The sequence below is a fragment of the Pseudomonas sp. G3-39 genome (assembly GCF_054790485.1).
Genome location: NZ_CP186497.1, coordinates 1,907,925 through 1,933,684 on the forward strand (window position 1 = coordinate 1,907,925; position 25,760 = coordinate 1,933,684).

16 protein-coding genes and 1 other RNA gene are annotated in these 25,760 nt (G+C 61.6%); 10 read left to right on the forward strand and 7 right to left on the reverse strand.

All coding sequences use genetic code 11. The annotated features are described in order from the left end of the window. Nucleotides 1-5: 5 nt before the first annotated feature. Nucleotides 6-1,466 carry a D-alanyl-D-alanine carboxypeptidase/D-alanyl-D-alanine endopeptidase gene (gene dacB, locus ACOYXG_RS08660; RefSeq protein ID WP_225138144.1) on the reverse strand — a complete coding sequence of 487 codons (1,461 nt, stop codon included), beginning with the start codon at nucleotides 1,464-1,466 and terminating at the stop codon, nucleotides 6-8. 234 nt (nucleotides 1,467-1,700) lie between these two features. On the opposite strand from dacB, the gene ACOYXG_RS08665 reads away from it, so the two are divergent. Then, nucleotides 1,701-2,045 (forward strand): YggL family protein, encoded by a 345-nt coding sequence (locus ACOYXG_RS08665; RefSeq protein WP_003223308.1) that lies wholly within the window; start codon nucleotides 1,701-1,703, stop codon nucleotides 2,043-2,045. A gap of 37 nt (nucleotides 2,046-2,082) precedes the next feature. Here ACOYXG_RS08665 and ACOYXG_RS08670 read toward each other — a convergent pair whose 3' ends face one another. Next, the gene (locus tag ACOYXG_RS08670) at nucleotides 2,083-3,279 is read right to left on the reverse strand and encodes a benzoate/H(+) symporter BenE family transporter (RefSeq protein WP_460357036.1); all 1,197 of its coding nucleotides are present in this window, start codon (nucleotides 3,277-3,279) and stop codon (nucleotides 2,083-2,085) included. Between the two features lie 359 nt (nucleotides 3,280-3,638). On the opposite strand from ACOYXG_RS08670, the gene ACOYXG_RS08675 reads away from it, so the two are divergent. After that, nucleotides 3,639-4,403 carry a GntR family transcriptional regulator gene (locus ACOYXG_RS08675; RefSeq protein WP_027613276.1) on the forward strand — a complete coding sequence of 255 codons (765 nt, stop codon included), beginning with the start codon at nucleotides 3,639-3,641 and terminating at the stop codon, nucleotides 4,401-4,403. A gap of 198 nt (nucleotides 4,404-4,601) precedes the next feature. Here ACOYXG_RS08675 and guaD read toward each other — a convergent pair whose 3' ends face one another. From guaD to xdhA, 4 genes are all read right to left on the reverse strand, one after another. Next, the gene (guaD, locus tag ACOYXG_RS08680) at nucleotides 4,602-5,906 is read right to left on the reverse strand and encodes a guanine deaminase (protein ID WP_460357041.1); all 1,305 of its coding nucleotides are present in this window, start codon (nucleotides 5,904-5,906) and stop codon (nucleotides 4,602-4,604) included. 13 nt (nucleotides 5,907-5,919) lie between these two features. After that, nucleotides 5,920-6,777 carry a xanthine dehydrogenase accessory protein XdhC gene (xdhC, locus tag ACOYXG_RS08685; protein WP_095138654.1) on the reverse strand — a complete coding sequence of 286 codons (858 nt, stop codon included), beginning with the start codon at nucleotides 6,775-6,777 and terminating at the stop codon, nucleotides 5,920-5,922. A 138-nt stretch (nucleotides 6,778-6,915) separates the two neighbouring features. Beyond that, nucleotides 6,916-9,315: a xanthine dehydrogenase molybdopterin binding subunit gene (xdhB, locus tag ACOYXG_RS08690; RefSeq protein WP_460357045.1), complete on the reverse strand. Its 2,400-nt coding sequence runs from the start codon at nucleotides 9,313-9,315 to the stop codon at nucleotides 6,916-6,918. Then, nucleotides 9,308-10,762: a xanthine dehydrogenase small subunit gene (gene xdhA / locus ACOYXG_RS08695; protein ID WP_115990322.1), complete on the reverse strand. Its 1,455-nt coding sequence runs from the start codon at nucleotides 10,760-10,762 to the stop codon at nucleotides 9,308-9,310. The genes xdhB and xdhA overlap by 8 nt, the downstream gene beginning before the upstream one ends. A 267-nt stretch (nucleotides 10,763-11,029) precedes the next feature. Between xdhA and ACOYXG_RS08700 the strand changes: the two genes are divergently transcribed. The 7 genes from ACOYXG_RS08700 (at nucleotide 11,030) to ACOYXG_RS08730 (ending at nucleotide 22,621) form a co-directional block, all read left to right on the forward strand. Then, nucleotides 11,030-11,689 carry a GntR family transcriptional regulator gene (locus ACOYXG_RS08700; protein ID WP_007961062.1) on the forward strand — a complete coding sequence of 220 codons (660 nt, stop codon included), beginning with the start codon at nucleotides 11,030-11,032 and terminating at the stop codon, nucleotides 11,687-11,689. Nucleotides 11,690-11,691: 2 nt separating this feature from the next. Beyond that, nucleotides 11,692-15,180, forward strand: a complete 3,489-nt coding sequence (gene smc / locus ACOYXG_RS08705; RefSeq protein ID WP_460357049.1) for a chromosome segregation protein SMC — start codon at nucleotides 11,692-11,694, stop codon at nucleotides 15,178-15,180. A gap of 259 nt (nucleotides 15,181-15,439) precedes the next feature. Then, nucleotides 15,440-16,303, forward strand: a complete 864-nt coding sequence (gene zipA / locus ACOYXG_RS08710) for a cell division protein ZipA (protein WP_096797077.1) — start codon at nucleotides 15,440-15,442, stop codon at nucleotides 16,301-16,303. Between the two features lie 147 nt (nucleotides 16,304-16,450). Next, on the forward strand, nucleotides 16,451-18,808 hold the full coding sequence (gene ligA / locus ACOYXG_RS08715) for an NAD-dependent DNA ligase LigA (protein ID WP_460357053.1): 2,358 nt from the start codon (nucleotides 16,451-16,453) through the stop codon (nucleotides 18,806-18,808). Between the two features lie 260 nt (nucleotides 18,809-19,068). Continuing rightward, on the forward strand, nucleotides 19,069-20,235 hold the full coding sequence (locus ACOYXG_RS08720; RefSeq protein ID WP_027613268.1) for a zinc-binding metallopeptidase family protein: 1,167 nt from the start codon (nucleotides 19,069-19,071) through the stop codon (nucleotides 20,233-20,235). 111 nt (nucleotides 20,236-20,346) lie between these two features. Next, nucleotides 20,347-20,443, forward strand: an RNA gene (gene ffs / locus ACOYXG_RS08725) — signal recognition particle sRNA small type. Between the two features lie 228 nt (nucleotides 20,444-20,671). After that, nucleotides 20,672-22,621 carry a hypothetical protein gene (locus ACOYXG_RS08730; protein WP_460357057.1) on the forward strand — a complete coding sequence of 650 codons (1,950 nt, stop codon included), beginning with the start codon at nucleotides 20,672-20,674 and terminating at the stop codon, nucleotides 22,619-22,621. A gap of 121 nt (nucleotides 22,622-22,742) precedes the next feature. On the opposite strand, the gene ACOYXG_RS08735 is transcribed toward ACOYXG_RS08730, so the two are convergent. Continuing rightward, nucleotides 22,743-23,492, reverse strand: a complete 750-nt coding sequence (locus ACOYXG_RS08735) for a substrate-binding periplasmic protein (RefSeq protein WP_097087634.1) — start codon at nucleotides 23,490-23,492, stop codon at nucleotides 22,743-22,745. A gap of 143 nt (nucleotides 23,493-23,635) precedes the next feature. On the opposite strand from ACOYXG_RS08735, the gene dnaX reads away from it, so the two are divergent. After that, the gene (gene dnaX / locus ACOYXG_RS08740; protein WP_027613265.1) at nucleotides 23,636-25,717 is read left to right on the forward strand and encodes a DNA polymerase III subunit gamma/tau; all 2,082 of its coding nucleotides are present in this window, start codon (nucleotides 23,636-23,638) and stop codon (nucleotides 25,715-25,717) included. Nucleotides 25,718-25,760: the final 43 nt, after the last annotated feature.

Sequence of the window (25,760 nt, forward strand, 5' to 3'; positions counted from 1 at the left end):
TGTTTTTACAGGGCCGAAGCCGTCTGCGGCAGGCGCGGCTGCTTGTACAGGTCCAGCAGCACCTGATCCAGCACCGACGACGCGCCGAACGGCGCCTTGTCGTTGAGGATCGCCACCACCGCCCAGGTGTTGCCGTTGACGTCGCGGCTGAAGCCGGCGATGGCGCGCACGGTGTTCAGGGTGCCGGTCTTGACGTGGGCCTCGCCGCGCATCGCGGTGGTCTTCAGGCGTTTGCGCATGGTGCCGTCGGTGCCGGCAATCGGCAGCGAGCTGATGTACTCGGCGGCGTACGGGCTGTGCCAGGCGGCTTGCAGCATGTTGGCCATCTCGCGGGCGCTGACGCGTTCGGCGCGGGACAACCCGGAGCCGTTCTCCATCACCAGGTGCGGCGCGGTGATGCCTTTCTTCGCCAGCCACTGGCGGACTACGCGTTGTGCGGCCTTGGCGTCGTCACCGTCGGCTTCGTTGCGGTACTTCTGACCGAGGCTCAGGAACAGCTGCTGAGCCATGGTGTTGTTACTGTATTTGTTGATGTCGCGGATGATTTCCGCCAGATCCGGCGAGTAGGCGCGGGCCAGCAGCTTGGCGCTGCTCGGGGTCGCGGCGAGGCGATCCTTGCCCTGGATGCTGCCGCCCAGTTCTTTCCAGATCGCACGCACGGCGCCAGCGGTGTAGGTCGCGTGGTCGAGCAGCGACAGATAAGTCTGCGAGCTGCAGCCTTCGCCCAACTGACCGGCGACGGTCACGGTCACGCTGCCATCAGGCTGGGTCACCGGGTTGTAGCGCACGCCACCGGTGCACTGCTTGGAGTTGAGCGCCTTGACCGTGTTTTCGATGCGCACGCTGGCAATCGGCGGCTCCACCGAGATCAGCACCCGGCCCCCGTCATTGCGCGCGACGAAGCGCAGGGCCTTGAGGTTGACCAGCAGCGAGTCGGGTTTGACCAGGAACGGCTTGTTCTCGTCATTGCCGTCGTCGTTGAACTCGGGCAGTTGCGGCTGGATGAAGAAGCTGCGGTCGAGGATCAGGTCGCCGGTGACCTGGGTCACGCCGTTGGCGCGCAGGTCGCGCATCAACAGCCAGAGTTTTTCCATGTTCAGCTTCGGATCGCCGCCACCCTTGAGGTACAGGTTGCCGTTGAGAATGCCGCCACTGAGGTCGCCGTCGGTGTAGAACTCGGTTTTCCACTGATGGTTAGGGCCGAGCATTTCCAGCGAGGCGTAGGTGGTGACCAGTTTCATGGTCGAGGCCGGGTTGACCGAGACGTCGGCGTTATACACGGTCGGATTGCCCGGGCCGTCGAGCGGGATCATCACCAGTGACAGTGCGGTGGGCTGCAGCTTGCTGGCCTTGAGGGCTTTTTCGACGTTAGGGGTGAGGGCGGTATTGATAGTGGCAGCGGCAACCGGCAGGGCCAGGGGCAGAAGAAGGCCGGCAAGAAACAGAGGACGCAACGATTTGATCATATGAAATAAAACCCTGCAGAAGAGGGGAGAAATAACGAGGGCATGGATGAAAAAGCCCTCAGTGGTCATGAAAGTGTCGGCATTATGCCCCAAGGTGTAACAGCTTGTGCCTTGCCCGAGGCGGCCATTTCGTTATTTTTTTACAGGCGGTCGACCACCGCGCCCAGAGAGTCGGGCAATTGACCGCTTAAACTGGTAAAGTGCCGGCCGTTATTACTTAAGAGGATTGTTCCAATGGCGACTAACCGTTCCCAGCGTCTGCGCAAAAAACTGTGCGTTGATGAATTCCAAGAGCTGGGTTTCGAACTGAACCTGGACTTCAAAGAAGACTTGTCCGAAGAAGCCATTGACGCTTTCCTCGAAGCATTCATCAAAGAAGCCATGGAAGCCAACGGTCTGGGTTATGTTGGCGGCGATGACTTCGGTCTGGTTTGCCTGCAGAAGCGTGGCTCGGTCAACGAAGAGCAGCGCGCTGCCGTTGAAGCCTGGCTGAAAAACCGTAGCGAACTGACCGGCATGACCGTCAGCCCGCTGCTGGACGTCTGGTATCCGGAAAAGCCGATCAACGCGGCCAAGTGATACTGAAAAAAACGGCGACCTGAGGGTCGCCGTTTTTTTATGCCTGGGCTTTGCGCCAATTCAAAATCAGTAACGTCAAAACCCCCGCGACAATCCCCCAGAACGCCGAGCCGATGGAAAACAGCGTCAACCCCGACGCCGTGACCATAAAGGTGATCAGCGCCGCCTCGCGTTCCTTCACTTCGGTCATGGCAATGCTCAGGCCGTTGATGATCGAGCCGAACAGCGCCAGCGCGGCAATCGACAGCACCAGTTCTTTCGGCAACGCGGCAAACAGCGCCGCCAATGTGGCGCCGAACACCCCGGCAATCCCGTAGAAAATCCCGCACCAGACCGCGGCGGTGTAGCGTTTGTTGCGATCTTCATGGGCGTGCGGCCCGGTGCAGATGGCTGCGCTGATCGCCGCGAGGTTGATGCCGTGGGAGCCGAATGGCGTCAGCAACAGCGAGGCGATGCCGGTGCTGGTGATCAGTGGCGAGGCGGGCACGTTGTAGCCGTCGGCGCGCAGTACGGCGATGCCGGGCATGTTCTGCGAAGTCATCGCCACCACGAACAACGGAATGCCGATGCTGATGGTTGCGGCCAGCGAGAAGTGCGGCGTGGTCCAGACTGGCGTCGCCAGTTCCAGATGGAAACCGCTGAAATCCAGCAGCCCCATGAAGCCCGACAGCGCAGTGCCGATCAGTAGCGCAGCCAGTACCGCGTAACGCGGTGACAGGCGTTTGACCAGCAGATAAGTGAAGAACATCCCCAGCACCAGCCCGGTGCGGTGTTGCGCGGCGACGAAGATTTCGCTGCCGATCTTGAACAGAATCCCCGCCAGCAACGCTGCCGCCAGCGACGCCGGGATCTTCTTCACCAAGCGTTCGAAGCTGCCGGTCAGCCCGCAAATCGTCACCAGCACCGCGCAGGTGATATAGGCACCGATAGCCTCGCCATAACTGACGCCACCGAGGCTGGTGATCAACAGGGCTGCACCCGGTGTCGACCAGGCAATCGTGATCGGTGTGCGATAACGCAGCGACAAGCCGATCGAGCACACCGCCATGCCGATCGAGATCGCCCAGATCCACGAGGAAATCTGCGCGCTGCTCAGGCCCGCCGCTTGCCCGGCCTGGAACATCAGCACCAGCGAACTGGTGTAGCCGGTCATCATCGCGATGAAACCGGCAACGATCGCCGAAGGCGAAGTGTCGGCGAGGGGGCGCAGGCGGGTGTAGGTGGCGTCGTTCATGACGGCGGTGTTCCTTATACAGATGAAGATCCCCGCAATTACCTGAACCCCTGTGGGAGCGGGTTTGCTCGCGAAAGCGGTGGGTCAGTAAAAGCAGATGTGGTCTGACACACCGCTTTCGCGAGCAAGCCCGCTCCCACAGGGGGATTTGTGTTCTGGCTGCGGATTCTGCGATCAAGCCTAAACTCAAACCTGACGGATCGTTGCAATACAGCCGTGGTCACAAACAGCCATACAGTCGTGTTGCCACCATCCATTGTGTACAATCGCGCTGTTTTTTACGCGATACTTGCCAGCGACCTACTGTGCCGTATTACAGTCACGGTCTATTCGCCGCAGTTCTCCCGACTCGAGTGCCCATGAACGAACAGTTGCAACCCCTCAAGAAACAACCGCGAGCAGGCAAAGCCGGCCGCAGCGGAACCCAGGACGATATTGTCTACGCGCATATCTTCGAGGCCATCCTCGAACAGCGTCTGGCGCCCGGTACAAAATTGAGCGAAGAAGCGCTGGGGGAAATCTTCGGGGTCAGCCGCACCATCATTCGCCGCGCGTTGTCGCGTCTGGCTCATGAAGGCGTGGTGTTGTTGCGACCGAACCGCGGCGCTGTAGTCGCCAGCCCGAGCGTTGAAGAAGCGCGTCAAGTGTTCATGGCCCGCCGTCTGGTGGAGCGCGCGATCACCGAGCTGGCCGTGCAGCACGCCACCGCCGAGCAGATCGCCGAATTGCGTCAGATGGTCAACGACGAGCGCGACAGCTTCTCCCGTGGAGATCGCGGCGCCGGTATCCGTCTGTCGGGCGAATTCCACCTGAAGCTCGCCGAAGCGGCGAAGAACGCGCCACTGATCAGCTTCCAGCGCAGCCTGGTCTCGCAGACCTCGCTGATCATCGCCCAGTACGAGAGCGGCAACCGCTCGCATTGCTCCTACGACGAGCACACCCAGTTGATCGACGCCATCGAAGCGCGCAACGGTGAGCTGGCGGTGGACCTGATGATGCATCACATGGATCACATCGACAGCAAGCTCAACCTCGATGAGGAAAGTGCGTCGGATGATCTGCATGCGGTGTTCTCGCATTTGTTGCAGACCAAAAAAACTGGGCGCCCGGCGGCCAAGCTTTGAGCTGACACCGAGTCGCGGCTTTCGCGAGCAGGCTCGCTCCCACATTGGATCTCCCACATTGGATCTTCAGTGAACTCAAGATTTGTGGGTGACTGATATCCCCTGTGGGAGCGAGCCTGCTCGCGAATACGGTCTGATAGGCAACAAAAATCCCCCGGGGCTAACACCGCCGGGGGATTTTTTATGCCTTGAGAAAACTCAGCGCTGATGCACCAAAGCCCCCGCTGCATAAGTCTGTTGCACCGTGCGGTCATCGCCCAGCGTCATCAGCACAAACAACGTTTCGGCAATGTTGTTGGCCTGTTTCAGACGATAGCTGAGCAGTGGCGTGGCGTTGTAATCCAGCACCAGGAAGTCGGCGTCTGAACCCGGCTGCAGGTTGCCGATCTTGTCTTCCAGGCGCAGTGCCCGCGCACCGCCCAGCGTCGCCAGGTACAGCGACTTGAACGGACTCAACCGCGCGCCCTGCAACTGCATGACTTTGTAGGCTTCGTTCAGGGTTTGCAGCAGCGAGAAACTGGTGCCGCCGCCGACGTCAGTGCCGAGACCGACGTTGAGCTTGTGCTTCTCGGCCATCTGCAGGTTGAACAGGCCGCTGCCGAGGAAGAAGTTCGAGGTCGGGCAGAACGAGATCGCCGAGCCGGTTTCCGCCAGCCGCGCGCATTCGTCGTCGCACAGGTGCACGCCGTGGGCGAATACCGAGCGCTCGCCGAGCAGCTTGTAGTGATCGTAAACGTCCAGATAGCCCTTGCGCTCCGGGAACAGTTCCTTGACCCACTCGATTTCCTTGAGGTTTTCGCTGATGTGGGTCTGCATGTACAGATCCGGGTATTCGGTCAACAGTTGGCCGGCGAGGGTCAGTTGCTCCGGGGTGCTGGTCGGGGCGAAACGCGGGGTGACCGCGTAGTGCAGGCGGCCCTTGCCGTGCCAGCGTTCGATCAGCGCCTTGCTCTCGACGTAGCTGGATTCGGCGGTGTCGGTCAGGTAGTCCGGCGCGTTGCGGTCCATCATCACCTTGCCGGCGATCATCCGCAGGTCGAGCTTCTCGGCCGCTTCGAAGAACGAGTTCACCGACTGCGGGTGCACGCTGCCGAACACCAGCGCGGTGGTGGTGCCATTGCGCAGCAGTTCCTTGATGAAGATATCGGCCACGTCGTCGGCGTGGGCCTTGTCACCGAACTGGCTTTCGCACGGGAAGGTGTAGGTGTTGAGCCAGTCCAGCAGTTGCTCGCCGTAGGCCCCGACCATGCCGGTTTGCGGCAGGTGGATGTGGGTGTCGATGAAGCCCGGGGTGATCAGCGCGTCCTGATAGTGGGTGATCTCGATGTCCGCCGGCAGGGTCGGCAGCAGTTCGCTGGCGTGGCCGAGGGCGCTGATCTTGCCGCCATCGACCACCAGCAGGCCGTCCTCGAAATATTCGTAGGAGGCTTCGATCCCGACTTCGGCGGGGTCGGCGATGCTGTGCAGGATGGCGGCGCGGTAGGCTTTGCGAGTCAGAGGCATGAGGGTTCTCTAATCAGTTTGAGGCTTTGAGTTTGGCGGCCTGACTGCGCCGCGAAACCGGCAGCAGTCTGGCAATCGGTTCGGCGCTGGCGCTGTGCTGGCCGAAATTGGCGTTATAGGTGGCGATGATTTCGCCGGCGATGGAGATGGCGATTTCCACAGGCAGTTTGCCTTTGACGTCGCCAATGCCCATCGGGCAGCGCATGCGTTGCACGACGCCGCTGTCGAAGCCGCGATCACGCAGGCGATGTTCGAACTTGGCCCGTTTGGTCTTGGAGCCGATCAGGCCGAAGTAGGCAAAGTCGTTGCGCTTGAGGATCGCGGCAGTGAGTTCCAGGTCGAGTTGATGGTTGTGGGTCATGACGATGCAGTAGCTGCCGGCGGGCAGGTCGTCAATTTCATCCACAGGCTCTTCGGCGACGATTTTACGCACGCCATGGGGGATCTGTTCGGGGAATTCCTCTTCCCGCGAATCGATCCAGCGCACCCGGCACGGCAGGCTGGCGAGCAACGGCACCAACGCGCGGCCGACATGCCCGGCGCCGAACACCGCGATCTGCGCCTGCACCTGGCCCATCGGTTCGAACAGCAACACGGTGGCGCCACCGCAGCACTGGCCGAGGCTGGCGCCGAGGCTGAAGCGCTCCAGATGGGTGTCCTGCTTGCCGCTGGCGAGCATCTCGCGGGCGATCTGCATGGCTTTGTATTCCAGATGCCCGCCACCGATGGTGTCGAAGGTCTGTTTCGCGCTGACGACCATCTTCGAGCCGGCGTTGCGCGGGGTCGAGCCGAGTTCTTCAATGATCGTCACCAGAACACAGGGTTCGCCCTGGTTCTGCAGGTCGGCGAGGGCGTCGATCCAGTTGTACATGTTCACCTCGACATCTGTCGTTGTCTGTTCGGGCCTCTTCGCGAGCAGGCCCGCTCCCACATTGGTTTTGCACAAGTCCAACAGTCAGCACATATCCCTGTGGGAGCGGGCTTGCTCGCGAAGGCCGCGCCTCGGTCGTTAGAGCGGAGCCAACTCGGTTTCAGCTTCGACCGCTTTCACAGTCTTGAGCTGGCGCATCTGCTCACACCCCCACAGCACCCGCTCCGGGGTCGCCGGTGCATCGATCTGCGGCTGATGCTTATAGTCACCGAGGCTGGCCACCGCGTCCTTGATCGCGCACCACGCAGCAATCCCGAGCATGAACGGCGGCTCACCCACAGCCTTGGAATGGAACACCGTGTCTTCCGGGTTCTTGCGGTTTTCCACCAGTTTCACCCGCAGGTCCAGCGGCATGTCCGCCACGGCCGGGATCTTGTAGCTGGCCGGGCCGTTGGTCATAAGCTTGCCCTTGTTGTTCCAGACCAGCTCCTCCATGGTCAGCCAGCCCATGCCCTGGACGAAACCACCCTCGACCTGACCGATGTCGATCGCCGGGTTCAACGAGGCACCGACGTCGTGGAGGATGTCGGTACGGAGCATCTTGTACTCGCCGGTCAGGGTGTCGACGATCACTTCGCAGCACGCCGCACCGAAGGCGAAGTAGTAGAACGGCCGACCACGGGCCTGGCTGCGGTCGTAGTAGATTTTCGGGGTCTTGTAGAAGCCGGTGCTCGACAGCGAGACCTGATTGAAATACGCCAGTTGAATCAGCGCCTCGAAGGTCATGATGTGGTCACGCACGCGCACATGGCCGTTGTGGAATTCCACGTCTTCTTCGCTGACCTTGTAGTGCCGCGCGGCGAATTCCACCAGACGCTGCTTGATGATCTCGGCGGCGTTCTGCGCGGCCTTACCGTTGAGGTCAGCGCCGCTGGAGGCCGCAGTCGGCGAGGTGTTCGGCACTTTGTCGGTGTTGGTCGCGGTGATCTGCACCCGATCCATTTCCACCTGGAACACTTCGGCCACCACCTGCGCGACTTTGGTGTTGAGACCCTGGCCCATTTCCGTGCCGCCGTGGTTCAGGTGGATGCTGCCGTCGGTGTAGACGTGGATCAGCGCGCCGGCCTGATTGAGGAAACTGGCGGTGAAGGAGATACCGAATTTCACCGGGGTCAGCGCCAGGCCTTTTTTCAGGATCGGGCTGTTGGCGTTGTAGCGACGGATCGCTTCGCGGCGCTCGGCGTACTGGCTGCTTTCTTCCAGTTCGGCGGTCATCTCTTCGAGCATGTTGTGCTCGACGGTCTGGTAGTAGTGAGTGACGTTGCGCTCGGTCTTGCCATAGTAGTTGGCCTTGCGCACGGCCAATGGATCGAGGTTGAGGTGACGGGCAATCGCGTCCATCACTTCTTCGATGGCGACCATCCCTTGCGGGCCGCCGAAACCACGGTAGGCAGTGTTCGACGCGGTGTTGGTCTTGCAGCGGTGACCATTGATGGTCGCGTCCCCAAGGTAGTACGAGTTGTCCGAGTGGAACATCGCCCGGTCAACGATCGACGCCGACAGGTCCGGCGAACAGCCGCAGTTGCCAGCCAGGTCCATATTGATCCCGTGCAGGCGCCCGGTGCTGTCGAAGCCGACGTCGTACTCGACATAGAACGGGTGGCGCTTGCCGGTCATCAGCATGTCTTCGACCCGTGGCAGACGCATCTTGGTCGGCTGCCCGGTGAGGTGCGCGATCACCGCGCACAGGCACGCCGGGCTGGCGGCCTGGGTTTCCTTGCCGCCGAAACCACCGCCCATGCGGCGCATGTCGACGACGATCTTGTTCATCGACACGTCGAGCACTTCGGCCACCAGCTTCTGCACTTCGGTGGGGTTCTGCGTCGAGCAGTAGACGATCATGCCGCCGTCTTCGGTGGGCATGACCGAGGAGATCTGGGTTTCCAGATAAAAGTGTTCCTGGCCGCCGATGTGCAGCGTGCCTTGAATGCGGTGTTCTGCGGTGGCCAAGGCATTGGCCGAATCGCCGCGCTGATGGGTGTGGCTGTCGAGCACGAAGTGGCGTTTGCGCAAGGCTTCGACCACATCCAGCACCGGCTCGAGATCTTCGTATTCGATGATCGCCGCCATCGCCGCTTTGCGTGCGGTTTCCAGGTCTTTCGCGGCCACGGCCAGCACCGGTTGCCCGACGAACTGCACGTCATCGATGGCCAGCAGCGGATCGCCCGGCAGCAACGGGCCGATGTCTTTCAGGCCCGGCACGTCTTCGTGGGTGATCGCAATGCGCACGCCTTCGAAGGCGTAGCAGGGCTTGGTGTCGATGCTGATGATTTTCGCGTGGGCGCGGTCCGACAGCCGTGCGTAAACGTGCAGTTGATTGGGAAATTCCAGACGATCATCGATGTACTGCGCTTCACCGGACACATGCTTGGCGGCGCTGTCGTGCTTGACGCTGCGGCCGACACCGGTGGTCAGGTCCCTGGCGAACAGTTCCGCCAGTTCGGCTTGAGTCTTCTCTACGGCGTGATGGTTAGACATAAGCGGTCACCCGAGTCTCGATGTGCGGTGTTTGCAGTTCGATGAAGTATTTGCGCAGCAGGTTCTGCGCGCTGAGCAGGCGATATTCCTTGCTGGCGCGGAAGTCCGAGAGCGGCGTGAAGTCTTCGGCCAGCGCAGCGCAGGCGCGTTCGATCACAGCGTTGTTGAACGGCTGGCCGAGCAGCACGGCTTCGCAATGGGCGGCGCGTTTCGGAATTGCGGCCATGCCGCCGAAAGCCATGCGCGCATCAGTGATCACGCCGTTTTCCACGCGCAGGTTGAATGCGGCGCAGACGGCGGAGATGTCATCGTCCAGACGCTTGGAAACCTTGTAGGCGCGGAAACGCTGTTCGGCGGTGGCGCGCGGGACGACGATTTTTTCGATGAACTCGCTTTCCTGACGCGCGGTGACCTTGTAGTCGATGAAGTAATCTTCCAGGTTCAGCGTGCGGCGGGTTTCGCCTTTGCACAGCACCACCTGCGCGCCGAGGGCGATCAGCAGCGGAGGCGAATCACCAATCGGCGAGGCGTTGCCGATGTTGCCGCCGAGGGTGCCCTGGTTGCGGATCTGCAGAGAAGCGAAGCGGTGCAGCAGTTCGCCGAAGTCCGGGTATTCGGCGGTCAGCGCTTCATAGCAGTCGGAGAGGGCGGTGGCGGCACCGATTTCGATGCGGTCGTCGAAGGTTTCGATGCGCTTCATTTCGGCGACATTGCCGACGTAGATCATCACCGGCAGGGTGCGATGGAACTGGGTGACTTCCAGCGCCAGATCAGTGCCGCCGGCCAGCAGCCGCGCTTGTGGGTAAGCGTCATACAGATCGGCCAGATCGGCGACGGTCAGCGGCACCAGGCAGCGCTTGTCGCCACTGTTGAGTTCGCCGATATCGGTCGGGGCGATGGCTTTGAGGCGGGCGATGGTCTCGGCTTCGCGGGCATCGAACTGGTCCGGCTGTTTGCCGCAGCAGGATTGCTCGGCGGCGGCGAGAATCGGCCGGTAGCCGGTGCAGCGGCAGAGGTTGCCGGCCAGCGCTTCGTGCGCCTTGGCCGGATCCGGTGCATCGCTGTTCTTTTGCAGGGCGAACAGCGACATGACGAAGCCGGGGGTGCAGAAGCCGCACTGCGAGCCGTGGCACTCGACCATGGCTTTCTGCACGCTGTGCAGTTCGCCCTGGTGCTTGAGGTCTTCGACGCTGATCAGTTGTTTGCCGTGCAGCGACGAAACAAAGGTCAGGCACGAGTTGAGGCTGCGATAGCGAATGTGTTCGCGGCCGGCGTCATCCGTTTGCAACTCGCCGACCACCACGGTGCAGGCGCCACAGTCGCCGCTGGCGCAGCCTTCTTTGGTGCCGGATTTGCCCACGTGTTCGCGCAGGTAATTGAGCACGGTCAGATTAGGGTCCAGGGCGTGCTCGCTACGGAGTTCCTGGTTAAGTAAAAACTGGATCACGGAAGGCCTCGCAGACTCATTATTGTTGTTAACCGACTTCAACCGAATTTAGCAGGTCTGACTTTTCGGTCAATGGTTTTCTGACTTAAAGGTCAGGAAAAACGGTTTTGTCGATTAACGCGTGCTCTATTGAGTATTGACCCTGAGCGGATTCACTGCCTTTTTGCTTGAATCGTGCCAAAAAGCGCCGTGCGGGCACTCCGCCATGCACCTGCATTTGCGCTACACTGCGCCGCTTGTGCAGATCGAAGAGTTTGAAGGACAACCATGACGTTCAAGGCGCCGGACAGCCTCGCCGAGCAAATCGCTCACCACCTCGCCGAACGCATCATTCGCGGCGAAATGAAGCCGGGAGAGCGCATTCAGGAACAGAAGGTCACGCTGGCCCTCAATGTCAGCCGCGGATCGGTCCGCGAAGCCCTGCTGATCCTCGAACGCCGTCACCTGATCGCGATCCTGCCGCGACGTGGCGCCCATGTCACCGAACTCACCGCACACAAGGTGCAGAGCCTGTGCACGCTGATGAGCGAGCTGTACATCCTGCTCGGCAATGCGGTCGCCAATGGCTGGCAGACCCAGGCCGACATGGCGCCGTTCGTGCAGATCCAGCAGCGCCTGACCGCCAGCTACGAGCGTCAGGACATCCGCACCTTCGTCGACGACAGCTTCGCCGTGATGCGCGCTGCGTACCCGTTTGCCAACAACCCGTACCTGCAAGAGACCGTCGAGAACCTGCAGCCGGCCATGAGCCGTGCGTATTTCCTCGCCCTCGAACAGCGCAAGGCCGAAATGAGCGAGTTCCTCGAACTGTTCGAACGCCTGCTGGCCGCTGTGCTCGCCCGTGATTTGCCGCAGATCCGCATCGTGCTGACGGCTTACGCCCAGCGCAGCTGCGATCTGGTGGTCTCCGCCCTGACGGTTGCCTGAGCGTGCGGCTGAAGTGCATCAAACTGGCGGGGTTCAAGTCCTTCGTCGACCCGACCACGGTGAACTTCCCCAGTAACATGGCGGCGGTCGTCGGGCCGAACGGTTGCGGCAAGTCGAACATCATCGACGCCGTACGCTGGGTGATGGGCGAGAGTTCGGCGAAGAACCTGCGTGGCGAGTCGATGACCGACGTCATCTTCAACGGCTCGACCAGCCGCAAACCGGTGAGCCAGGCGAGCATCGAACTGGTGTTCGACAACTCCGACGGCACCCTGGTCGGCGAGTACGCGGCTTACGCCGAGATCTCCATTCGCCGCAAAGTCACCCGCGACAGCCAGAACAGCTATTTCCTCAACGGCGCCAAGTGCCGTCGTCGCGACATTACCGACATCTTCCTCGGCACCGGCCTCGGCCCGCGCAGCTACTCGATCATCGAGCAGGGGATGATCTCCAAGCTGATCGAAGCCAAACCGGAAGACCTGCGCAACTTCATTGAAGAAGCGGCGGGCATCTCCAAGTACAAGGAGCGCCGGCGCGAGACCGAAAACCGCATCCGCCGCACCCACGAAAACCTGGCGCGTCTGACCGACCTGCGCGAAGAGCTTGAGCGTCAGCTCGAACGTTTGCACCGGCAGGCCGAGTCCGCGAAGAAGTATCAGGAATACAAATCCGAAGAGCGTCAGCTCAAGGCGCAACTGTCGGCTTTGCGCTGGCAGGATCTGAACGATCAGGTCGGCCAGCGCGAGTTGATCATCGGCAACCAGGAAGTCAGTTTCGAAGCGCTGGTCGCCGAGCAGCGCAACGCCGATGCGGCCATCGAGCGCCTGCGCGACGGGCACCATGAGCTGTCCGAGCGCTTCAATCTGGTGCAGGGACGCTTCTATTCGGTCGGCGGCGACATCGCCCGGGTCGAGCAGAGCATCCAGCACGGCCAGCAGCGCTTGCGCCAGTTGCAGGACGATCTGAAAGAAGCCGAGCGCGCGCGTCTGGAAACCGAATCGCACCTGGGCCACGACCGCACGCTGCTGCTGACCCTCGGCGAAGAGCTGGACATGCTCACCCCCGAGCAGGAAGTCACCAGCGCCGCTGCCGAAGAAGCCGCCGCTGCGCTGGAAGATTCCGAAAGCGTCATGCACGGCTGGCAGGAGCAGTGGGACACTTTCAACCTGACCGCTGCCGAACCACGGCGCCAGGCCGAAGTGCAGCAGTCGCGGATCCAGCAGCTGGAAACCAGCATGGAGCGTCTGGCCGATCGGCAAAAGCGTCTCGCCGAAGAGCGCGATCTGCTTTCCGCCGACCCGGAAGACGCGGCGATCATGGCGCTCAACGAGCAGCTCGCCGAATCCGAAGCGACCCTCGAAGATTTGCAGACCAGCGAAGAAGCGCAGGTCGAAAAACTGGAACAACTGCGTCAGGAACTGCAGCAGGCATTGACCGCGCAGCAGCAGGCGCAGGGCGATCTGCAACGGCTCAACGGGCGGCTGGCGTCGCTGGAAGCCTTGCAGCAGGCTGCACTCGATCCGGGCACCGGCACCGCCGAATGGCTGAAGGAACACAACCTCGCCGAACGGCCGCGTCTGGCCGAAGGCTTGAAGGTCGAGGCCGGTTGGGAGCTGGCGGTGGAAACCGTGCTCGGCGCCGATCTGCAAGCGGTGCTGGTGGACGACTTCAACGGTTTCGATCTGTCCGGTTTCACCCAAGGCGATCTGCGCCTGCTCAGCCCCGCCAGCGATGGTGTGCGAGTGGCGGGCAGCCTGCTGGATAAAGTCGAGGCGCAGATCGATCTGTCGCCATGGCTCGGCCAGGTCAAACCGGTCGATAGCCTTGAGCAAGCGTTGGCCCTGCGCGGCCAGTTGAGTGCCGGGCAGAGCCTGATCAGTCGCGACGGTTACTGGGTAGGCCGACACTTCCTGCGGGTGCGTCGCGCCAGTGAAGCCGAGAGCGGCATGCTCGCCCGTGGCCAGGAAATCGAGACGTTGCAGGCCGAACGCGAAGAGCGTGAAGCCACGGTCGAAGCCATGGAAACCCGTCTGCAAACCCTGCGGGCGCAACAGCGGCAGCAGGAAAACGGCCGTGAGCATTTGCGCCGTTTGCTGCAGGACGAAGCCCGCTCCCAAGGTGAATTGAAAGCCCAGTTGTCCGCCGGTAAAGCCAAGGCTGAACAGCTGACGCTGCGCCGCACCCGCCTTGATGAAGAGTTGATCGAACTCGGCGAGCAACGCGAACTGGAACACGAGCAGATCGGCGAAGCGCGCATGCAATTGCAGGAAGCGCTCGACGCCATGGCGCTGGACACCGAGCAGCGCGAGTTGCTGCTGGCCCAGCGTGACAGCCTGCGCGAACGCCTTGATCGCGTGCGCCAGGAAGCCCGCCAGCACAAGGATCATGCCCATCAACTGGCGGTGCGTCTCGGCTCGTTGCGCGCGCAGCACGATTCCACGCGCCAGGCGTTGGAACGTCTGGAGATGCAGGCCGAGCGCCTGACCGAAAAGCGTGAGCAGTTGAGTCTGAATCTGGAGGAGGGCGAGGCACCGCTGGAAGAGCTGCGCCTGAAACTCGAAGAGCTGCTCGACAAACGCATGACCGTCGACGAAGAACTGAAGACTGCGCAGATTGCGCTGGAAGACGCCGACCGCGAACTGCGCGAGGCGGAAAAGCGCCGGACCCAGGCCGAGCAGCAATCGCAACTGATCCGTGGCCAGCTCGAACAGCAGCGCATGGAATGGCAAGCGCTGACCGTGCGGCGCAAGGCGTTGCAGGATCAATTGCTCGAAGACGGCTACGATCTCAATGGCGTGCTCGCGACCTTGACGCCTGAGGCCAGTGAACGCGCCGCCGAAGAAGAACTCGAACGGATCAATGCGCGGATTCAGCGCCTGGGTGCGATCAACCTCGCGGCCATCGACGAATACACGCAACAATCCGAGCGTAAACGTTATCTGGATGCGCAGGACGCCGATCTGGTCGAAGCACTGGAGACCCTGGAAAACGTCATTCGCAAGATCGACAAGGAAACCCGTAACCGCTTCAAAGATACCTTTGATCAGATCAATGGCGGATTACAGGCGCTTTTCCCGAAAGTTTTCGGTGGTGGCAGCGCGTATTTGGAACTGACGGGCGAAGATCTACTCGATACAGGGGTGACGATCATGGCGCGGCCGCCAGGAAAGAAGAACAGCACCATCCATTTGCTCTCTGGCGGGGAAAAAGCCCTGACCGCACTGGCACTGGTTTTTGCGATCTTCAAATTGAATCCGGCGCCGTTCTGCATGCTCGATGAAGTTGACGCGCCACTGGATGACGCTAACGTTGGACGCTACGCACGATTGGTTAAAGAGATGTCGCAGACCGTGCAGTTCATCTATATCACCCACAACAAGATCGCCATGGAAATGGCCGATCAACTGATGGGCGTGACGATGCACGAGCCGGGTTGTTCGCGACTGGTTGCAGTGGATGTCGAGGAGGCGATGGCGATGGTGGACGCCTGAGTCAGCGTGGTGTCGGAAGGGTATGAGTAGTCTGTAGGACTTTTTTACCGACTTCGACTTGCTGGCCAATCGACATATTCGCGCAAGCCAATGTGACAGACGGTGTAAAGTTGTCTTTGGTCGTGCTAGTTTAATGTCAATTTTTCGTATACGTGGGCAAAACGCCTGTCAGAACATAGAGTTGGCGCCACGTTTTAAAGCGGTTTGCACAATGTAAACCCCTTATTTTTCAGCATTTTTTATAGAGGCACGGGATTACATGGAAATCGGTCTGCGCGAGTGGCTGATCGTCATCGGCATCATTGTGATAGCCGGTATTCTTTTCGATGGCTGGCGCCGTATGCGCGGCGGCAAGGGAAAACTGAAATTCCGTCTTGACCGAAGTCTGTCCAACCTGCCGGACGAGGACACCAGCGCCGAGCTGTTGGGCCCGGCCCGCGTGCTGGATACGCACAAAGAGCCGCAACTGGACGAACACGATCTGCCGTCGGTGAGCATGCCGGCCCGCGAAGCACGCGAGCCTCGCGAATCCGCTTCGAAACGTGGCAAGCGCGGCAGCAATGGTCCGGCCCAGGGCGACCTGAACCTCGATCTGGATCTGGACGGCGGCCCGAGCTTCAGCAGCCGTGATGATGACTTCGTCGACGACAGCAAGCCTGCGCCAGCGGTGGCCGACAAGGATCAGCCGCAAGCCGAAGAAGTCTTGGTGATCAGCGTGATCTGCCGCGACGCCGCCGGCTTCAAAGGCCCGGCGCTGTTGCAGAACATTCTGGAAAGCGGTCTGCGTTTTGGCGAGATGGATATTTTCCACCGTCACGAAAGCATGGCCGGCAACGGTGAAGTGCTGTTCTCCATGGCCAATGCGGTCAAGCCGGGCATCTTCGATCTGGACGACATCGACCATTTCAGCACCCCGGCGGTGAGTTTCTTCCTCGGCCTGCCAGGCCCGCGTCATCCGAAGCAGGCCTTTGACGTGATGGTGGCGGCAGCACGCAAGCTGTCGCAGGAACTGAACGGCGAGCTGAAAGACGACCAGCGCAGCGTGCTGACCGCGCAAACCATCGAGCACTACCGTCAGCGCATCGTCGAATTCGAACGCCGCGCCCTGACCCAGAAGCGCTAAGGCCAAGATCAAAAGATCGCAGCCTTCGGCAGCTCCTACAGAGGAACGCGATCCCTGTAGGAGCTGTCGAGTGCAACGAGGCTGCGATCTTTGAATGATGAAACTGGAGCAGCCTCGGCTGCTCTTTTGCTTTATGAGAGAACACCCATGACCGCCGCCAAAAACCGCATTCTAGAGCTGCGCGCTGAACTCGATCAGCACAACTACCGTTATCACGTTCTCGACGAGCCGAGCATTCCGGACGCCGAGTACGACCGGTTGTTCCACGAGCTCAAGGCGCTGGAAGCGGCCAATCCGGAATTGATCACCAGTGACTCGCCTACCCAGCGTGTCGGCAGTGTGGCGCTGACCGCGTTCACCCAGGTGCGTCACGAAGTACCGATGCTCAGCCTCGGCAACGCCTTCGAAGAAAACGACATGCGCGAGTTCGACCGTCGGGTGACCGAGGGTCTGGATCTGCCGGCCGGCGATCTGTTCGGTGGCGGTGCGGCGGTGGAATACAGCTGCGAGCCGAAACTCGATGGCCTGGCGGTCAGCCTGCTGTATCAGGACGGCGTGCTGGTGCGCGGCGCCACCCGTGGCGATGGCACCACCGGTGAGGACATCAGCGTCAACGTGCGCACCGTGCGCAACATTCCGTTGAAGCTGCATGGCACAGGCTGGCCGGCGACTCTGGAAGTGCGTGGGGAAGTGTTCATGTCCAAGGCCGGTTTCGAGCGCCTCAACGCCTCGCAACTGGAAGTCGGCGGCAAGGCCTTCGCCAACCCGCGCAACGCCGCTGCCGGCAGCCTGCGTCAGCTGGATTCGAAGATCACCGCCAATCGCCCGCTGGAATTCTGCTGCTACGGCATCGGTCAGGTCTCCCACGATATCTCCGATACTCACATCGGCAACCTCAAGCAATTGCAGAAGTGGGGCATGCCGATCAGCCACGAGCTGAAGCTGGCCAAAGGCATCGGCGAGTGCCTGGATTACTACCGCGACATCGGTGAGCGGCGTAACGCGCTGGCCTACGAAATCGACGGCGTGGTGTTCAAGGTCAACAGCATCGCCGATCAGCGCGAGTTGGGCTTCCGGGCCCGCGAACCGCGCTGGGCGATTGCGCACAAATTCCCGGCCATGGAAGAACTCACCGAACTGCTCGACGTGGAATTCCAGGTCGGCCGTACCGGCGCGGTCACTCCGGTGGCGCGGCTGAAACCGGTCAAGGTCGCAGGCGTCACCGTCGCCAACGCGACCCTGCACAACATGGATGAAGTGGCGCGCCTGGGCCTGATGATTGGTGACACGGTGATCATCCGTCGCGCCGGTGACGTGATCCCGCAGGTGGTGCAAGTGGTCACCGAACGTCGCCCGGAGAATGCCCGTCCTGTAGCGATTCCAGAGAATTGCCCGGTCTGCGGGTCCCATGTCGAGCGCACGCAACTGGTCAAACGCAGCAAGGGCAAGGAGACCATCAGCGAAGGCGCGGTGTACCGCTGCGTCGGCCGTCTGGCCTGCGGTGCGCAACTGAAGCAGGCGATCATTCATTTCGTCTCGCGCCGGGCGATGGACATCGAGGGCCTTGGCGACAAGAGCGTCGAGCAACTGGTCGATGAAGGTCTGGTCAGCTCGCCGGCCGATCTGTACGCGTTGAAGTTCGACGACATTGTCGATCTGGAAGGCTTTGCCGAGGTCTCCAGCAACAAGCTGCTGACGGCCATCGAGAACAGCAAGCAACCGGGACTGGCGCGGTTCATTTATGCGCTGGGCATTCCCGATGTCGGTGAGGAAACGGCCAAGGTGTTGGCGCGCTCGCTGGGTTCGCTGGAGCGCGTGCAGCAGGCGCTGCCGCAAGTGCTGACCTACCTGCCGGACATCGGCCTGGAAGTGGCGCACGAGATTCACAGCTTCTTTGAAGATGCACACAACCAGCAGGTGATCACCGAGTTGTTGGGGCATGGCCTGCAGATTCAGGATCAGGGTGAACTCGGCGCCGAATTTGCCGCCAGCACCACCCTCGGTGGTCTGCTCGACAAGCTGCACATTCCCTTTGTCGGCCCGGGCGGCGCGCAGAAACTGGCGGACAGGTTCGGTTCGCTGGAGGCGGTGATGAATGCCGACTGGCTGGACATGCGTCAGGCGCTGCCGGAGAAGCAGGCCAATTCGGTGCGCGAGTTTTTTGCTGTGCCCGAGCATCGGCAGATCGCCGAGGCCGCCGAGAAACAGCTGCGGGATTTCGGCATGCACTGGCTGAGCGAGAAGAAAGTCGTTGAGGGCCTGCCGCTGTCCGGCGAAACCTGGGTGCTGACCGGCAAGGTCGAGTTGATGAGTCGTGATGTCGCTAAAGAGCACCTGGAGAGCCTCGGCGCCAAGGTCGCCGGCTCGGTATCGGCGAAAACTCATTGTGTGGTCGCAGGGCCGGGTGCTGGCTCGAAGCTGACCAAGGCCAATGAGCTGGGGGTGAAGGTGATGGATGAAGAGGCGTTTATCGCTTTCCTCAAAACCCATGGCATCTCGGCCTGAGTCATTGGGTGAACCCAAACCTGTGGTGAGGGGATTTATCCCCGACCGGCTGCGCAGCAGTCGTAAAGCCTGAGCACACAGTTTGTCTGATTCAACTGAGTGGTAGGGTTCTGGGGCTGCTTCGCAACCCGTCGGGGCGGTGCGACGTTTCGCTAAATCCCCTCACCACAAGGGTGGTATCGGCCAATAGCCGTGGAGTATTCGGAACGATGTCGGCTCGGCAATGATCTAGTCTTGGCAAGCCCCAGGGAGAGATCGCCATGTACCGCTTTTTCGAGCAGCTCAGTTCTCGCATCGTCGCGCCGTTCATGGGCGAATCTTCACGCAACAGCAAAATCTGGCCGTGCCGCTGCGGCCAGTCGCTGTTCTTTCGCAACAGTCAGTGTCTGGCTTGCAGCGCCATGTTGGGCTATCAGCCTGAAGAAAGTCGCCTGACCTCGTTGCAACCCGGGCCACAGGACGGCAGTTGGACACTCGATGCCGATCCCGACGCCGGGCTGTTTCGTCGCTGCGCCAACCTCGACACGCCCGCCGCGTGCAACTGGCTGCTGCCGGATAACGGCCACGACAGCCTGTGCATCGCCTGCAGCCTCAACCGCACCATCCCCGACCTCTCAGTGCCGGAAAACCCCGAACGCTGGCGCAAAGTCGAAATCGCCAAGCGTCGGCTGGTGGCGCAACTGATCACCCTCGGCCTGCCGGTCATCCCGAAAACCGTGGATGAGGCCACCGGTCTGGCCTTCGACTTCATCGGCGTCGATCTCGAAGGCAACGCGCCAATGACCGGCCACGCCAACGGTCTGATCACCCTAGATATCAAAGAAGCCGACGACGCCCATCGCGAGCAGGTGCGGGCGGCAATGCATGAACCCTATCGCACGCTGCTCGGGCATTTCCGGCATGAGGTCGGGCATTATTATTGGGATCGTCTGATCGCCAATGGGCCGTGGCTTGAACCTTTCCGCAACCTGTTCGGCGACGAGCGCGCCAGTTACGCCGAAGCGCTCGACCGTCATTATCAACAGGGCGCACCGCTGGACTGGCCGCAACACTACGTCAGCGCCTACGCGACCATGCACCCATGGGAAGACTGGGCCGAAACCTGGGCGCATTACCTGCACATGATGGATGCGGTGGATACCGCGCTGGGTTTCGGCATGAGCGCGCGGGAAATGGACTTCGACTACCAGCCGTTCCCGTCCAGCACGCTGTACGACCCGGAGCACCCCGGCGGCGCGGCGTTCCTGTCGTTCGTCAATGCGTGGATCGAACTGGCGGGCATGCTCAACGAGCTGTCACGCAGCATGGGGCAGCCGGATTTCTACCCGTTCGTGCTGCCGGCGGCGGCGATTGCCAAGTTGCACTTCATCCATCTGGTGATCCAGCAGGCGGGCGGCAAGGCGGACGAGGTGTTGCAGGCGCAATAGCAAGTGCTTGAAGCCCTTCATATTTTTAATCTGAAACCAACGGTTGTAACTTCGCTTCAGATAGGTACAATGGCGCGGCTCGCCGACAGGTGAGTGTCGTTATGGTGACCCCATCGGTCCCCCCGCAACGATTACCCGTGAACCTGGTCAGAGCCGGAAGGCAGCAGCCACAGCGGGAACATTGTGTGCCGGGGTGTGGCTGGTGGGGTTACCACCTTAACGAACGAAGAACGCTTCAACAGAACTGCATGGGTTTCGCCCACTGCGGTTTTTTTATGCCCGCGATTTGGGCTTTCACGCCAGCCCCTGTGGGAGCGAGCCTGCTCGCGAAGGCTGCCCCCCGATGCCTGTTCAGTCACCAAGGTTGAACAGTGGCATACTCCACCGTCTTGCTGCGCGCGTCGTTGACAAGTTCGCGCCCTGGCTACGAGGTTGTATGCACCCGGAACATCACGATTTATCCACCGCCGTGTACTTGCCCGTGACGGATGAGACCTGCGCCAGCCTGTTGCAGCCCGATGGCGCAAAAACCCTCGGCGAGTTGACGGATGCGCAGCTGGCCGCCGTGCTGGTCATCCAGAATCTGGCTCAGGCCACCGAAAAGGATCTCACCGCCGCAGCGGCGGAGAAGGTGCTGGCGCGCCTGATCGCCTGGGCGGTCGATGGCGGGGCAGGGCTGCTGTCCGAGGCGCAACGGCTGTTCGACCCGCGCCAGTTGTACTTCGGCCTGAACGCCATCAGGGGATTGAACCTGCGATTGCTGTTGGCCGAAGAGGTGGCGGCGCAGGATTACCTGCTGCCCGATGGCAAGTGGGATGACGAGTTCAAGACGCGCCACCACGCGATCAACAATCCGTTCAGCCAGCAGATGATCAGCCCGGCACACCGCGAGCGCTGGCTCAGCGCCGCGCAGGACAAACTGGTCAGAACCTTCCGCGCCAACCTCGATGAAGACCTGCATGTGCAAGGCTATGCCGGGATCGGCAAAAGCCTCCTGGTCGGTGCCTTGACCGAGTGCCTGGACCCCGGGAAAACCCTGTTGCTGGCACGCACCCCGGAAAAACTCGCGACCCTGTGCCAGCGCATGGGCGTTGTCAGTGAACGCAAGCCCGGCATCACCTTTGAGGCGTTCGCACGCGGGCTGATTTATGGGCGCAAGCCGCAGCCGGCAAGCGCCGCTGGCCGAGTCGCGAGCAAACAGAGTCTGGCGCAGGAGCTGAACATCCTCGGCTTTCGCGAGCATGACGCGCAACGCACCCTGAACGTCTGCCTGGAAACCCTCGAGCGCTATTGCCACTCCCGGGACTACAGCCTGTCGGCGCATCATCTGCCGTATTTCAAACTGTCCTTGTCCGGTCTTGAGTCCAAAGTGCTGCTGGAGTATTCGAGCCGCGTCTGGACTTACCTTGAGGCCAATCCGGCGTGGGGCCGGCAGAGCGGCTTCGAAGCCTTGTTGCTGATCAAGCGGGCAAGCCTTGCGGGCTGCGTGGTGCCGCCGCGTTATACCCACGTGCTGATCGACGAGAGCCAGGACATTCCCGCTTCGCTGCTGCAGATTATCGAGCGTGGCCGACAGGTGCTGATCACGCTGGGCGATGAGTACCAGCACGCCGAGCGCGATCTGGTGAAGAGAAAGCGTGAGGTGCGCCAGAGCGATATCACCTACTCGGTACGCTCGGGTCGTAACGTCGAGCGTCTGGTCAATCCGCTGATTTCCCGGCACTCGGAAAAGAGCAAGGTGCCCTTCGAAGGCGCGCGTGAAGCTGACGTCGGCATCGAGTTTTATCCGCAGGGCTTTGTCCCGCCCGAAGGTTGCGTGGTGCTGACCGCGTCCCCCTGGGACACGATGAAGTGGGCCATGCAACTGCACGATGCCAATTGCCTGTTCAGCTTTGCCGACATGAAAGCCCAGCGCGACCTCGAGCACTTCATGACCAGCGCCATCGAGTTGTTCAAGGTCGATTACTACAGCTCCGCGCACAGTGAGAAGGGGCCGCATCGCTATTTCAGCGACTTGCCCAAGTGGCAGCAGGTGCGCGATGCCAACCAGTTCGACGAGGCGTTTCTGTGGGTCGAGGCCGAGCTGGAGAAGGGCTTCAAGGTCGCTGACCTGACCCGGCTCAACCGAATGATCGGCGGCCCCGGCAAAAGCTGCCTGCTGATGCAGGCGCACGAGGCGGGCGGCATGGAGTTCGACCGCGTTCTGCTGACGCCCGAGCTGCTGACCAACGTGCAGTTCAAGGACGCCTACGCGTTCGATCAGCGGATCTGCGCCGTGTACATCGCCATCTCCCGCGCCCGGCAGCAGCTTTACCTGCCGTACGACGTGGTCGAGTGGATCGAATTTCACGACTACCAGAAATTCCGTGAGTCGCACGGCTACTGAATAACTCTCTGTCGGAAATATCCCCCTGTGGGAGCGGGCTTGCTCGCGAAGGCGGTGTGCCAGTTAACGAATCAGATGACTGACACACCGCCTTCGCGAGCAAGCCCGCTCCCACAATGGGTTATGGGGTGGCTTCAGTGGACCCGGTATACAACCGGATGATGTCATCAATCTCCCCCGACATTTTCATCCGCAACAACGTGCGCAAGATCCGCTGCACCGGCACCTGAGGGTCATTCCTCACGTAGCAGCCCACATGCTGCTCCTGCAGCACCGCGACGCCGTGCAGTTGCTGCCCGGGCAGCAGGCGCTGATTGAACCAGTCCAGTGTCCATTGATTGCTCACCGCATAGCGGTAGCGGCCGGCCAGGAGTTTTTCCAGCACTTGTTCCTGATTACGCGCGTCCTCGCGTTGCAGGCGATCGGCGTCGAACAGCGGTTGCAGGGTCGGATAGGTATAGCCGAGCACGGTGCCGATCGATTGGCGGGGCAGGTCGGCAGGGTCGACGCGGGGCGGCTGAGCGTCGCGGCTGATCAGCAAATCGCGCTGGAACAGCAGCGGAAGGCTCCAGATATAGTCCCCGGACTGATTCGGCAGCCACGATTGTGCGGCATAGCAGCGCACGTCGACTTCGCCGTGCTCCATGGCGTTCTGCACCCGGGCGCGCGGCAGGACGTGGAATTCGGCCGGCACGCCGACCTGCGTCGCAAGGCTGAGCATGATGTCGTGGAGGATGCCCTGGGTCGGGCGGCCATGGTCGATCTGCACCATCGGCATCGCCCAGCTGTCGGCCACGACGAAGCGCAGCGGCGGTTCGGCCGCGCTCACGCTCAGACTGATCCCCAACAAAGCTCCCAAGGCCCAACGCATACATGCTCCGATGAGTCCCGATCACGAGCGAAATTTCCCCGCCAACAGCAGCTTAGCCAGATTAGACGAGCACACCGGATGCAATTTTGCCCTTGCTCCGCTAGCATTAGCCGCTTCAGCTTCCTTCGTTGCGACGGTTTTCGATGAGTTATCAGGTTCTTGCACGTAAATGGCGTCCGCGCTCGTTCCGCGAAATGGTCGGCCAGACCCATGTGCTCAAGGCTCTGATCAATGCCTTGGACAGCCAGCGGCTGCACCACGCGTACCTGTTCACCGGTACCCGCGGGGTCGGTAAGACCACCATTGCGCGGATCATTGCCAAATGCCTGAACTGTGAGACAGGTATCACTTCCAGCCCTTGCGGCGAGTGTTCGGTGTGCCGCGAGATCGACGAAGGCCGCTTCGTCGACCTGATCGAGATCGACGCCGCGAGCCGGACCAAGGTCGAAGACACCCGCGAGCTGCTCGACAACGTGCAGTACGCGCCGAGCCGTGGGCGCTTCAAGGTCTACCTGATCGACGAAGTGCACATGCTCTCCAGCCATTCCTTCAATGCGCTGCTGAAAACCCTCGAAGAGCCGCCGCCGTACGTCAAGTTCATCCTGGCGACCACCGACCCGCAGAAACTTCCGGCAACGATTTTGTCGCGTTGCCTGCAGTTCTCGCTGAAGAACATGACGCCCGAGCGCGTGGTCGAGCATCTGACCCACGTGCTCGGCGCCGAAAACGTGCCGTTCGAAGACGACGCGCTGTGGTTGCTGGGCCGCGCCGCTGACGGCTCGATGCGTGACGCCATGAGCCTGACCGACCAGGCCATCGCCTTCGGTGAAGGCAAGGTATTGGCCGCCGACGTGCGGGCGATGCTCGGCACGCTGGATCACGGCCAGGTCTTCGACGTGCTGCACGCGCTGATCGAGGGTGACGCCAAGGCGTTGCTCGAAGCCGTGCGCCACCTGGCCGAGCAAGGCCCGGACTGGAACGGCGTGCTCTCGGAAATTCTCAACGTGCTGCACCGCGTCGCCATCGCCCAGGCCTTGCCTGAAGGTGTCGACAACGGTCATGGCGACCGTGACCGCGTATTGGCATTGGCTCAGGCGCTGCCGGCCGAAGACGTGCAGTTCTATTACCAGATGGGCCTGATCGGTCGCCGCGACTTGCCGCTGGCGCCGGATCCCCGTGGTGGCTTTGAAATGGTCCTGCTGCGGATGCTGGCCTTCCGGCCGGCGGATACGGCGGACGCCCCGAGGCAACCGCTAAAGCCAGTGGGGATCAGCCAGGCCACAGTTGATTCCGCAAATTCAGTGGCTGCCGCGCCCAAGCCTGCGCCGGTAGTCGCTGCGGCTGTTGCGCCTGCACCGGTTGTTGTTCCAGCACCAACGCCGGCTCCAGAGCCAGCGCCTGTGGTGGCCCATGCGCCAGAACCGGAACCAGAGCCAGTCGCCGCCGAAGCGGTGGTCGACCTGCCGTGGAACGACCCGGTCGAACCCGAGCCAGAACCTGAGCCGGTGCAGCAACCAGCCGTCGAGCCGGTACTGGAAACCGCCAGCGAGCAGCCCGAGTTGCCGCCGATGCCGCTGCCGACCCCGGACAGCGTGGTGCCGGATGCACCGGAGTGGGCCGCTGCGCCGATTCCCGAGCCGTCGGTCGCCGACGTCGATGCCGCCACTCCAGGCATGGACCTCGACGACGAGCCGCCGTTGGACGAAGACTACATCGAGCCGGACATGGATTCGGCCTACAGCTACCTCGACGATCTGGCCAGCGAACACACCGCCGAGCCGGCCCCGGAACCCGAGCCGGAGCCTGCCGCCGCGCCGGCCACCGGTCTCGCGTTGCAATGGCTGGAGCTGTTCCCGCAATTGCCGATCTCGGGCATGACCGGCAGCATCGCCGCCAACTGCACGCTGATCGCGGTCGATGGCGACCACTGGCTGATGCACCTGGACCCGGCGCACAGCGCGCTGTTCAACGCCACGCAACAGCGGCGCCTGAACGATGCGTTGAACCAGTTCCACGGTCGCACGCTGACCCTGACCATCGAGTTGATCAAGCCCGAGCAGGAAACCCCGGCGCAGGCCGCGTCCCGTCGCCGGGCCAACCGTCAGCGCGAGGCGGAAGAATCGATCCACGGTGATCCGTTCATCCAGCAGATGGTCCAGCAGTTCGGTGCAGTGGTGCGACACGATACTATTGAACCTGTCGACGCCTTGGTCGCCCAAGGCTAATAACTGAGGGCGTTCGGCGTTAAGTGCCGGGCGCTGTTTTGAT

Coding starts and splice junctions, on each gene's coding strand:
- ACOYXG_RS08730 (WP_460357057.1), top strand. CDS start 20,672: ATGCACCCGGAACATCACGATTTATCCACCGCCGTGTACTTGCCCGTG.
- dacB (WP_225138144.1), bottom strand. CDS start 1,466: ATGATCAAATCGTTGCGTCCTCTGTTTCTTGCCGGCCTTCTTCTGCCC.
- zipA (WP_096797077.1), top strand. CDS start 15,440: ATGGAAATCGGTCTGCGCGAGTGGCTGATCGTCATCGGCATCATTGTG.
- ACOYXG_RS08700 (WP_007961062.1), top strand. CDS start 11,030: ATGACGTTCAAGGCGCCGGACAGCCTCGCCGAGCAAATCGCTCACCAC.
- ACOYXG_RS08665 (WP_003223308.1), top strand. CDS start 1,701: ATGGCGACTAACCGTTCCCAGCGTCTGCGCAAAAAACTGTGCGTTGAT.
- ACOYXG_RS08670 (WP_460357036.1), bottom strand. CDS start 3,279: ATGAACGACGCCACCTACACCCGCCTGCGCCCCCTCGCCGACACTTCG.
- ACOYXG_RS08675 (WP_027613276.1), top strand. CDS start 3,639: ATGAACGAACAGTTGCAACCCCTCAAGAAACAACCGCGAGCAGGCAAA.
- dnaX (WP_027613265.1), top strand. CDS start 23,636: ATGAGTTATCAGGTTCTTGCACGTAAATGGCGTCCGCGCTCGTTCCGC.
- ligA (WP_460357053.1), top strand. CDS start 16,451: ATGACCGCCGCCAAAAACCGCATTCTAGAGCTGCGCGCTGAACTCGAT.
- xdhB (WP_460357045.1), bottom strand. CDS start 9,315: ATGTCTAACCATCACGCCGTAGAGAAGACTCAAGCCGAACTGGCGGAA.
- ACOYXG_RS08720 (WP_027613268.1), top strand. CDS start 19,069: ATGTACCGCTTTTTCGAGCAGCTCAGTTCTCGCATCGTCGCGCCGTTC.
- guaD (WP_460357041.1), bottom strand. CDS start 5,906: ATGCCTCTGACTCGCAAAGCCTACCGCGCCGCCATCCTGCACAGCATC.
- ACOYXG_RS08735 (WP_097087634.1), bottom strand. CDS start 23,492: ATGCGTTGGGCCTTGGGAGCTTTGTTGGGGATCAGTCTGAGCGTGAGC.
- xdhC (WP_095138654.1), bottom strand. CDS start 6,777: ATGTACAACTGGATCGACGCCCTCGCCGACCTGCAGAACCAGGGCGAA.